The sequence below is a fragment of the Microcoleus sp. Z1_A1 genome (assembly GCF_036700305.1).
GTDB lineage: Bacteria > Cyanobacteriota > Cyanobacteriia > Cyanobacteriales > Microcoleaceae > Microcoleus.
This window is the reverse complement of record NZ_JAUBOR010000084.1, coordinates 1-10597: the sequence shown is the minus strand read 5'-3', so window position 1 is coordinate 10597 and position 10597 is coordinate 1. Positions and strand designations below refer to the sequence as shown.

The 10597-nt window shown below is 46.6% G+C and carries 9 protein-coding genes; 3 read left to right on the top strand and 6 right to left on the bottom strand.

Annotated elements, in window-relative coordinates; all coding sequences use genetic code 11:
- Positions 1-548: 548 nt before the first annotated feature.
- Positions 549-2483: a serine/threonine-protein kinase gene (locus QT973_RS26500; protein ID WP_333057693.1), complete on the bottom strand. Its 1935-nt coding sequence runs from the start codon at positions 2481-2483 to the stop codon at positions 549-551.
- Positions 2484-2985: 502 nt separating this feature from the next.
- On the opposite strand from QT973_RS26500, the gene QT973_RS26495 reads away from it, so the two are divergent.
- Complete coding sequence (locus QT973_RS26495) at positions 2986-3468, top strand: 2Fe-2S iron-sulfur cluster-binding protein (protein ID WP_333057691.1); 483 nt, start codon at positions 2986-2988, stop codon at positions 3466-3468.
- Between the two features lie 38 nt (positions 3469-3506).
- Positions 3507-3977: a phycobilisome protein gene (locus QT973_RS26490; protein ID WP_333057690.1), complete on the top strand. Its 471-nt coding sequence runs from the start codon at positions 3507-3509 to the stop codon at positions 3975-3977.
- A 17-nt stretch (positions 3978-3994) separates the two neighbouring features.
- On the opposite strand, the gene QT973_RS26485 is transcribed toward QT973_RS26490, so the two are convergent.
- The 5 genes from QT973_RS26485 to QT973_RS26465 all read right to left on the bottom strand — a co-directional run bounded on the left by QT973_RS26485 (position 3995) and on the right by QT973_RS26465 (position 7820).
- Positions 3995-5161 carry a pentapeptide repeat-containing protein gene (locus QT973_RS26485; RefSeq protein WP_333274124.1) on the bottom strand — a complete coding sequence of 389 codons (1167 nt, stop codon included), beginning with the start codon at positions 5159-5161 and terminating at the stop codon, positions 3995-3997.
- Between the two features lie 242 nt (positions 5162-5403).
- A complete protein-coding gene (locus QT973_RS26480; protein WP_333057688.1) occupies positions 5404-6066 on the bottom strand; it encodes a V4R domain-containing protein in 663 nt (220 codons plus the stop codon).
- 50 nt (positions 6067-6116) lie between these two features.
- The gene (locus tag QT973_RS26475) at positions 6117-6587 is read right to left on the bottom strand and encodes a phycobilisome protein (RefSeq protein WP_333057685.1); all 471 of its coding nucleotides are present in this window, start codon (positions 6585-6587) and stop codon (positions 6117-6119) included.
- 170 nt (positions 6588-6757) lie between these two features.
- Entirely contained in the window at positions 6758-7024 is a 267-nt protein-coding gene (locus QT973_RS26470; protein WP_333057683.1) for a hypothetical protein, read from the bottom strand.
- Between the two features lie 94 nt (positions 7025-7118).
- Positions 7119-7820: a V4R domain-containing protein gene (locus QT973_RS26465; RefSeq protein ID WP_333057681.1), complete on the bottom strand. Its 702-nt coding sequence runs from the start codon at positions 7818-7820 to the stop codon at positions 7119-7121.
- A 282-nt stretch (positions 7821-8102) separates the two neighbouring features.
- On the opposite strand from QT973_RS26465, the gene QT973_RS26460 reads away from it, so the two are divergent.
- Complete coding sequence (locus QT973_RS26460; RefSeq protein ID WP_333057680.1) at positions 8103-9935, top strand: peptidase C14; 1833 nt, start codon at positions 8103-8105, stop codon at positions 9933-9935.
- The last annotated feature ends 662 nt before the right edge of the window (positions 9936-10597 follow it).

The following is a 10597-nucleotide window of genomic DNA, read 5'->3' as shown; positions in this document are numbered from 1 at the left end:
CCCTTCTGGCGCTTTATTAATGTATCAACTCTCCCCAGAGTTGTCAAGCGTTTTGTGAAAATATTTTTGACTTTTTTGGAAAGCTATACACACCAAGGGTTTCGACATTTATCGCCTGCTCCGGTATCCCCTGGCTGACTCCTCTTTTAACTATGGGGTCTTTTTTTCGGCCCAAATACGGCTTTGGGGCGGACTATTTCCCCCGCATGGGTATAAGGACTCAGTGGTTCAACATGATGGGGCTTACTTGGAGTAGAGGTTAGGCAAAGTTAGAGTGTAAGGGGTGAGGCTGGAGCACTGGGTGAGGATGACAGAAGCAGGCTGGTGCATGAGTCATATATATGTAAGTGGTGTGTGCATTTCTGGGACTTTACTGAGGGAGGTTTGGATCTCAGATTGAGCCGATCGCCCTTAACAATTCCTCTGACTCAAAATCCAGAAGTTGACACGACACGGTACTCTAACCCTGATCGAACTCCCAGGAATCGATCGCCCGCAAATACACTCTCCTGAATTACACCCCCAAACTCCTTTAGTTACGCCAGTTATCAGCCTTTGATGAGCGAGCGCGAGTTGGTCTCCTCAACATCTACATCTAAAAAGTGCAAGTGACTCTCTTCCTCAGTATTGACAGCAATCACCAAACCTCTATTCCCCCAAGGAGCTATCGCCCGCGGTGAGGCAGGGCTGCTAAAATTCCCTACTTGAATCCCTTGACTGTTTAACACTTCTATCTGGCCCCCAACATCTGCCAATACCCATCCCCAATTAGCCACACAAGCAGACACGGGCAAAGTTTCAAGAGGAATTCGCGCTACCTTGAGCGGCCACAATTTCATCAACAGCACCGCCGCTTTACCACCTTGAGGAATTCCCAGCAAAGTATAAGGCTCAGGTGTCAACAGCATCTGTCCGACGCTGGCCGACAACCGCACAGAACCCACAGGGGTGCCGCGGCGAGTGTAAACTCTAAAAATAGTTTGGGGATTTTTTGGTTCGTTATCCGGCCAAACTGCTAAGACGTGTCGCCGATCCAGAAACATTAATTCTGGTAAATAGTGTTCTGGTAACGGCACAGTAGCGATCAGCTTCAGGGCTTTTTTCTGATCGCCCGCCGTGCTGTTTCCAGCTAAAGAATAAAAACGCAGTTCGCCGGGAACCGCTACTGTCAACCAGTTGCCGCGAGAGTCTACAGCAGCTTTTAAAGAATCTGGCCCTTGCCTCAAACCCATATCCAGTAAACACTGAGGCTCCCAAGATCGCTCATTGAGCCAGTAAAGTTTTTGGGGAGTGAGAACGCAGCAGCCGTTGGAAACAGGTAAAATGCCGCGCACGATTTCCGCCATTAATGAAATCGAAGTAGACATTTCTCCTGTAACTAGCTGTTTTCCCGGCTGAGACCAAACCTTGACCTCTGTACCTACAGCAGCATAGAGATAGGTTTCAGTGGCAATTAAAGCGGTCAACGGTGCAGGAAGTATCAGTGGCTTGGGCTGCGAAAGCGAATAGCGCACAGTCCGAAGTAAATTAATAGCCGACTGTGATACTTTTTCCTCTTCAACTTCCAGCAAAGAGTCAGTTTCCGACTTCAGACTTTTATCACCACTTGTGGGATTTTCCCAGGGAATAATGCAGTCGCCCAATTGCCTGACAGCGGGGTCGTACATGATCAGCCGCAGAGCTTGAGCCATTTGGGAAGCACTGGCAAAACGGCGGGCTGGCAGCTTTTCTAAAGATTTTTTGACTATTGCTTGCAAAGGTTCGGGGATGGCGTCTGGAAATTGCAAGCGTTGATTGAGGTGGGCCCACCTCAAGTCTCCGGGGGTTCCCCCGAAAGGGCGGTAGCCCATTAGCAATTCAAACAGCAGAATTCCTACTGCATATATATCTGACATCGGAGAAAAAAGACCGTAAAACCGCTCAGGGGCCATGTAAGCGGGGGAACCGACGGTAGCGTCGGGAGAAAGTTCTTGGTGGAGGCGAGTGGTACCAATTTCTGGCAGCCGACGCGCGATGCCAAAGTCAGACAGCCGGGGCGACCAACCTTTGGCCCCTAAAGTTAGGAGGATATTTTCGGGTTTGATGTCGCAGTGAACTACGCCTCGGCGGTGGGCGTAGTCTAAGCCGGCTAAAACTTCCATGACTAGCTGCAAACCTTCGAGCAGACGCAAGGGGCGCTCTTGTTTGAGCAGGTTGCGGAGGGTTCCTCCCTCGCAGTAGTCCATAACCAAGTACCTGCCTGTAGCTGTGTGTTCTAGAGCACGGCAGGTAACGATGTTCGGGTGCTGCAAGGTGATCAGAAACCACAGCTCTCGCAAGAATTCGCTAGTTGGGGCTTTTTGATGACTAAGTTCTTTGAGAGCAACCAGTTGGCTGGTGAGGCGGGAGTCCTGGGCGGGAGCTTCTCGAACGCTGGCACAAAAGACTCGACCAAATTGTCCTTGTCCGACTAGCCCTAAAATGCGGTACTTAGAATGTTGCATCGGTCTAATTATAGAAAAAGCTTGAGCTAGTATTAAAATATGTAAATAATTCTGACAAAAATTCAAATTTTTGAATCGCTCGCCAGGTACAGCCTATGTTATCTCAGGTTCATTCTCAGCCTCCTTGAGAGCGATCGCACAGTCGCACCTACTAAAATCCTTGAGCTTCGGAATCACTATCAATCTTGCCGGATGCCTGTACCCGATCGGGAACTACCTGTGGCTGCTATTTTAGTCGATCGCGACTATTACAGTTTTTTCAATGCCCTCCAGAAAGTTTCTAAGGTTTTAGCTTTTCAAGGCTAAGCTGGGGAATCGGGGCGAGGAAACAGCGATAGGAGCAAAACAGAAGTGCGGTTATGCCATAGGGGTTAGAGAGCCACAAGCCGATGCTGTGGTCAAGGCATCTTAACCTTTTTGAGTGTTAGCTAAATTTATTTGCGCTTTGAATAAGTTGATCGTAACTTGCTAAATACTGAACTTGACAGGAGCAAACATCAATATGGTTAAAATTATTAAACTAGATCCAATTGCGGAGGAAATAGCAGTCGAAACCCGATCGAATATCCTGTCTGCCTTACTTTCCAAAGACTTAGACGTTCTCAAGGAATGCGGGGGGCGGGGAATGTGCGCTACCTGCCATGTTTACATTAAAGAAGGCATGGAAGGCTTGTCGGACATGAACCGCCGCGAGAAAAGGACGTTAGAAGTCATTACTACGGCTAAAGCCAATTCGCGACTTGCTTGTCAGGCTCAAATTATGGGCGAGGGTGTGGTTGTAGAGTTGCCTGCGGGGATGTATATTAATGCTATTGAAAATGTCGAAGCTCTGATCGGCCGCCGAGCCCAGCAAGATTTATTACACCCAATTACGGGTCAAGTAGTTGTAGAATCAGGAAAGTTAATTACTCGTTCTATCGTTACACAGCTTAATGAAACCCGCTTTCAAGTAGGACAGTATTTAGTTCGCACTAAAGAAGCTTAAAACTGATATGTTTGTATTTTAGTAGTAGAGAAGAATCTATGTTGAGCCAACTTGCGCGTTTGAGCACGGAAACAGACGGACGCTACGCCAGTGCCGAAGAACTCCAATTTTTGAAAGACTACTTTCAGTCTTTGAATCACCGGATGAGTGCTTATAAAAAAATTCAAGCCTCTGAAACAGAAATTATGCGGCAAGTGGAAGCACAAATGCTGTCTCTAGACCCTAGTTTATTTAGGCGGGGGGCTAACGATATGACTGAAAAGTGCCGTGGAGATATTGTGCGGGTGTTGAGGCATTCGGCGGCAGCACTGTTGATTAATGATACTGAACGGTTGCGCGATCGGCTACTACTTTGGTTGCAAACTATTTTAGGCGCTGTTCAAGTTAGAAATACTGCGACCGTGACCTACGATGTGATGAAAAAGGTCCTCAAGCAATATCTCACGGTGGAAGAAAGGAACCTATTTTTTCCGATTCTGGACATTAACCGCACATTACTCGGCAAATAATCAAGGGGGTTGACCAGTTAACGCCGATAAACTGTGCCGTTAGGAAGAGTGGCTCCAATCAACTTCGCTCCCGTCAAATCCGCCTCAGTGAGAATCGCTCCCCGGAGGTTGGCTCCTGTCAAGTCAGCTTTCTGCAAGTTGGCTTTACTCAGGTTAGCTTTGGTCAAGTTAATTTCATGCAGGCAAGAATTAGACAGGTCGGCATTGATCAGGTAGGCTAGACTCAGGTTGGCTTTGCTGAGGTTGGCTCCGCTCAAGTTAGCTTCCATCAGATAAGCACCGCTTAAGTTGGCTTCATTCAACAATGCCTCTGCCATATTAATTCCAGTTAAAAGTTTGCGGCTCAAGTCTACACCGCTGAGGTCGGCTCCGCTGAGGTTAATACCGCTTAAGTGGCTACCATTCAAAGTAATGTTTCTCAGATAGGTTTTGCTGAGGTCTGCTTTGCACATATTGGCTCTATCCAAGCAAGCTTCGCTAAGGTCTGATCCGATCAAGCACGCGCCGTTTAAATAGGCTTGAGTGAGGTTAGCCCGCCTGAGATTAGCTTTCAACAGGTTGGCTTTGCTGAGGTTAGCGCGGGTTAAGTTGGCTCCGGCTAGGTTGGCTTTGGATAATTCGGCTCCGGTGAGCTGTGCTTCGGTCAAGTCTGCCTCTTTGAGACTCGCTAGACTTAAGTAAGCATCTTTGAAGTTTGCTCCGTTGAGATTGGATTTAATCAGATAGGCTTTACTGAGATTGGCCTGAGTGAGAACGGCTTTGGTGAGGTTAGCGGCGCTCATATCTGCACCTATGAGATTAGCATTGGGAAGAATTGCTCCGGTCAGGTTTGCCCAATTCAGATGAGATCCGGCTAGGTTGGCGCCGGTGAGATTGGCTCCGATGAGATTGGCTCCACTCAGACTTGCTGCCATGAGGTTGGCGCCGGTGAGATTGGCTCCGCTGAGGTCAGCTTTGCTGAGGTTGGCTCGACTCAGATGGGCTTTGGTGAGGTCTGCCCCGCTGAGGTTAGCACCGATTAAGTAGGGTCGTTGCTGGTGTTGGTTGAGGTTTGCCAAAATTAGAGTTGGGGCATCGCTGGAACGGTATAAATCCATCGGACTCAACACAATGCCGCGCAGATTTGCCAGTCTAAAATCTCTTTCGCCGGCTGCATATCGAGTTAGAAGTTCATTGGCGTCCATTAAGTTCTAGCAAAATATTTGAGGTTTTGATTGCTTTTAAATTTTAGGAATTTCTAGAGTAAGTTATGAATTTTCTTGCTGCTAGTTATAATCAGGTTTTATTTAAATTGCTAAAACCTAGTTTCTTGACTTAGGATATTTTTTATAATTTAACTCACAGTTTTGATGATACGGTGGATAATCTGACTACCAAAACTTAATTTTGACAGCTATTAGAAACAAAGTAATAGCTGTCAAATAAGTCAGTTTTTTTGGAAAAGTTGAGTGATAATAGCTTCATGGTCTTTTCCTTCTTCGACCATAGAATCTGCTGGTTGGAGGCGATCGCGCAGCCCTAAAATAAAGCGGTTGCAGTCCGAACCCAATGATTCGCAGGATGTTTGCAGGCAGTGAAGTTCTCGACCCGTAAGCTGACTAAAGAACGAACTTAAAATACCTGCTTCTAAAAAACAGGCTGGTCGCTTAGACTTGGGGGCTGTTTTAGCAAAAAGAGAGTTAGCAATTTTTACTATTAAGAATCCATGTTCGGAATAGCTGGGGTCTAGATCAAATGTTCCCCATCCATGAGTTTTCCAACACTGCTGTAAGGACTGAAGAAATTCTACCATTTCCATTTCAGAAACTGGCTGACCGTAGTATTCGCTGACTTCTTCGCAAAAACGCACGTAGAAGTTTTTACCCCACCAGCGACCGCAGTTGAAAAGCACGAGGCGGGAGGCTTGACCTGTTTCTTGTTCTAAGCCGATATAAATGGCTTGAATCAGTGTTTCTGGAAGTGCTAAGAGCCGATCGCCCCGTCGGTTTTCGAGGAGGCCGAGTTCGAGGTCGCCTCGGACGTAGGCATCGCTGGCAAAGTAGTTTCCAGGGAGTCGGGGCTGTTTGAGTAAGTCGGCAATATTAATCATCGGGAATTGGGAATTGGGAATCGGGAATTGGAAATTGGGAAGAAAGCTGATTATTTATTACCTTGATCAATAATAATTGACTGTGCTTGGTCGAAAAATGGTTGCAATATAGCCCGGGCTTGCTCGGAAAGCAATTCTTTTAAACGAGTTTGCAGCAGATTGCAAACAGTTGCTTCGATTTTTTGAGTTTGGTGGGCTTCGACTATGCCGGAAAGCCAGTCTACAAGGCGCTGTTCGAGAAAATTTTGATCGTTCAGCAGCATAGCCATAGCGCAGTACCGCAAGACTAACACCCAGTGTTTGAGCGATCGTTCTAAGGTTTCTTGTTTTTCGTCGGGGAATGTTTCTTGTAGTTGGTTGGCTACTGGTTGGAAGATGCTTGCTTCCTTCTCTCGCAAAAATTCGTAAATTTTTAAGCGCTGAACAAGGGTTACAGCTTGACGCTTAAAAGCTAGGAGTTCTTCGCCTTTTAAAAAGCGGTTTTCTGCCTGATCCAGCAGCGCCTCAATCTCAGGGTGCATGATTTTAATTAAGTGGTAATCGGTAATTGATAAAAGGAAGGAAGTTCGGCAACGAGCAGTGTACGGGATTTAACGGATTTAACGGAGGGATTTTGAAGGATGAGAAAAGAGGGGTGAGGGAAGATGGATGAGGGATTGCTCTATTTTTCATGTTCTATTCCCTAGACAGATTAAAACATATCGAATAGGTCATCAATGGTGACTTCTGCTTGTTCAGTAATAGAAATTACTGGCAAGGGTGGCGGTAGGGGTAGGGCACCTACTTCCGGAATTCCTTCCCAAGAAATAGCTTGAAAAAAGTCTGCTACTGGCTGGGTTAAACTCAGAAGTTGACCGGGGTTCGAGCCAGTTGGGGTTTCTAAAGATTTTCCCAGCCAATTATAGTGACCAAAGAATTCTTGGACGGATTGGCCCAACCATGAAGTTTGACTTTTCATCTTTCTTCCTGCCTGGAGAAATCCACCATTGCACTTTCGATCGCGAAATTGGTGGGAGGAAAGGCAGGGCAGGGAATGTGCCTTTCCAGGTTGTTTACCGCAATATTTCACCGTGTTGCAGTCGATTTTGAATATCGCGGGCGTTGGCACCTTCGTTGAGCCAGAATGCTGCTGCATCAATTTTATCTGGGTTGCCAAGCAGAAACTTGCAATAGGTTTCTCCCATTGAGTAACATTGGAGTTCTATGCAGCTCAGAGGCTTTTTGACTAAAGAGCCAAAGAAACCGGCGAACAAACCGGCGTATAGGTGACAAACCGGTTTGCCTACGTCGCCCAAAGTTCGAGCAACTGCTGAGTCAAAAAGGTTGATGAAGATACAGCCGTGTTTGCGATCGCTCATGTCCACTTCCCAGCGACCCCAACCTTGAGCTGTGAAAGGCCACCACCAAGTTTCTAGCAGAAACATGAGATTTGACTGGCGAATGTTCTGGCTGTATTCGGCACTAAACCATTTTTGAAAAAATTCGGAATCTTGGAGTCCCCATTGGCAACCAATAGTATACATGATGACAGAGGACGCAGGGCCGACTTCTTCTTCGAGTCCCTCCACCAAACCGATAATGAAGTCTTCGCTGGTAAAAATGTTGCGCGACTCGTTCCAGTCGTCAATTGTACCCATCTGGCGATCGAAGGCAAAAAAATCCTGAAATCTATAGTGGCTATGAGTTTTAGGATGATGTTGCTTTAGTAACGATTCGCTGTGGGGGGAGATTTCTTTTTTCGCGGTAGAGACCATTGGCGGGTTATTCCTTTTTGATGTAGTTTGGTGAAAATTAGAGTCAAATAGACTGGCCTGTGTATCCAATTTAACTTTATTTTTCTAAAGGTAGACACAGGGGAGAATTTTTTACTGCAATATAAAAATTAAAATTTCTAGGATGCTAAATTTGGGCGCTTGTTGGGAGTTCTGCCTTCGGACAACTGCTCTCTGAGTGCTGGCGAAAGTGGGTATAACCTTCAGCGGCTATGTGTTATCGTTTTGTGCAAGCAGTCCACTATATATATAGGGCATATGGGGATGAAAAATCACGCTTGTATTGCAATAGGCATCAATCAATATCAGTTACTCCAGCCTTTGAGTTATGCCCAAGAGGATGCAGAGGCATTGTACGGTTTTTTGACTGAGGATGCGGGTTTTGCGCCGGAGGGATGTCTGCTGATGACCGATAGCTCGCCGTCGCTGTGGGGTCAATCTACATATCCAAATCGGGAAAATATTCTGAGATTGACCCAAAGCCTCTGCGGGGAACATGTGCAAAAGGGAGATTTACTCTGGTGTTTTTTTAGCGGCTACGGTGTCAGCTATGAAGGTAAGGATTATTTGATGCCGATTGACGGCAATCCGGCTGACATTAAGGGTACGGGGATTCCGGTAGAGTTGCTGTTGAATACTCTGAAAAACGCTCCTACGGAAACTGTATTGGTGCTGGTTGATATGAACCGCAGCCAGATTTTGAAAGCGGGGGAAACGATCGGCTCTCAAACGGTCGAGCTGGCGCGGGAACTGGAAATCCCAACGGTGCTTTCTTGTCGCCCGAATCAAGTTTCGCGGGAAACTTCGGCTTTGCGTCAGGGGTTTTTTACGACGGCGCTTTTGGAGGGGCTACGCTCGGGACAGTGCATGACGATTAAGGGTTTAGACCGTTTTTTGAGCGATCGACTGCCTGAGCTGTGTGACCACCATTTGCGTCCGAAACAAGAACCTTTGATGGTGGTGAATCCTCCAGGAAAGGCTAATTTGGTGATTTTGCCCGATGTAGGGGTACCAACTGCTGCGTTGGCCGGACGCAACGGCAATATGACGGTTGGTACGGCTGATGGGTTAGATCGCCCGCAAATGGCGACGGCTAGGGATCGAATGGATCTGCCTCCTGCAGTTCGCAACGCTCAGGATTCGTCGGTTGAGATGCCGCCTGTGTCGCAGCCGAAGGCCGTGGTTCCTGCTGATGGGGGAGGCGATCGACCGAACTTGCAAAAGCCGGAGGATGAAGATAAAGGGGGGTCGGATAAGTCATTTTTGCAGCAGCTAGTTTTGTGGAGTTCCGCTACGGCTTTGGTGTTGCTGTTGGGTGTTTTTGTGACGAACAGATCAATTTTTATTGGTCAGCAGGAAGGAGATCCTCGATCGCCTGCTGAAAATGCCCAAAACTCTGGATCTCAACAATCTACTGGTACTGGGGGGTCGCAGAACCAACCGCGGGCGGTGCAAGCAGGGGCTGGAACCAAGCAGCCACCGTCGAGCCAGCAGGTGTGGGCTGAGGCGAAAACTTTCCTTAAGGATGGTTCGGCTTCTAGTTTTAATAAAGCGGTGGTTAAGGCTCGAACGATTCCGGCTAGCGATCCGCTCTACCCGCAGGCTCAGCAGGATATTGAGCGCTGGAGTTTAACGATTTTGGATATAGCTAACGGGCGGGCTGCTCGGGGCGATTTCCAGGGGGCGATCGGGGCGGCTAAATTAATGCCGGATGTCAATAAGCCTGTTTACAATCAGTCGAAACAGGCGATCGCTCAGTGGGAGGAGCTATCCAAAGACCAGGATGTAAATGCTGCTTTGCTATCAGCTGCTAAGGGTCAAATTAAGCGGGGGGTTGCCTCTTCTTACAGTAAAGGCATCCAGCAAGCTAATAAAATTGAGCCTGGTCAGCCGAAGTATGAAGAAGCTCAACAGTTAATTGGAGAGTGGAGCGAAAGTATTCTCAAGATTGCTCAGTTGCGTGGCTCTCAAGGAAAGCTGAAAGAGGCAGTTGAAGCTGCTTCGCTGGTGCCGTCGGGTACTAAGAGTTATCAGCCGGCTCAGAAGGATATCGCCAATTGGAAAACTAAGCTCCAACGCCAGCAGAAAAAAAGTTGATTTAGTTGATAATTTCTCGGTTTCCCACCGGGAAATTATTTTAGCGACTGACCAACATTAGTCGTTGGCTAGATCGATACCTCTTGATACTGAAAAAAGAGACCTACATATCGATAATTTAAAACCAATAATTTTATTCGCCATTTCCCCTCCCAGCTTCTGCGGGAGGGCTTTTTATCTGTTGGCTGGTCGGTGCGTTTTTGTATAGTGAAAGATATCGTATACGCTGGTTAATGAGGGTTGCATAATAGGGGGATGATTTTAATATTTTTTGTGGATGGGGCCATGAGACCGAAGGCGTGTATTTTCACAGCAGGCGGGACGCCCAACCCTACTGCCCAAAATAATCTTCAAATTTTGCAACGCCGATTAATTAATATTTTAAATTCACGTTTAGAGTTTCCTGAGCCGACTTCTCTACCGTCAAAAAATATCTTCTAACAAAAAAGATGGGTATAAATATAGTTAAAAAATGATAAATAAATCATGAATAAATAGCTTTTATTTGAAATTTAGAAAAAAATCAGTATATTTAATTACTTGTGATTATCAGATTAAGTTATATTTTTTTAACTTAATTTAGTAACAATACTCCGGACAGTTTTTAAATAGGGATGCTTACGCAATAAAGCACAGAAGCGAAAAAACTGAGTGCTATCTGA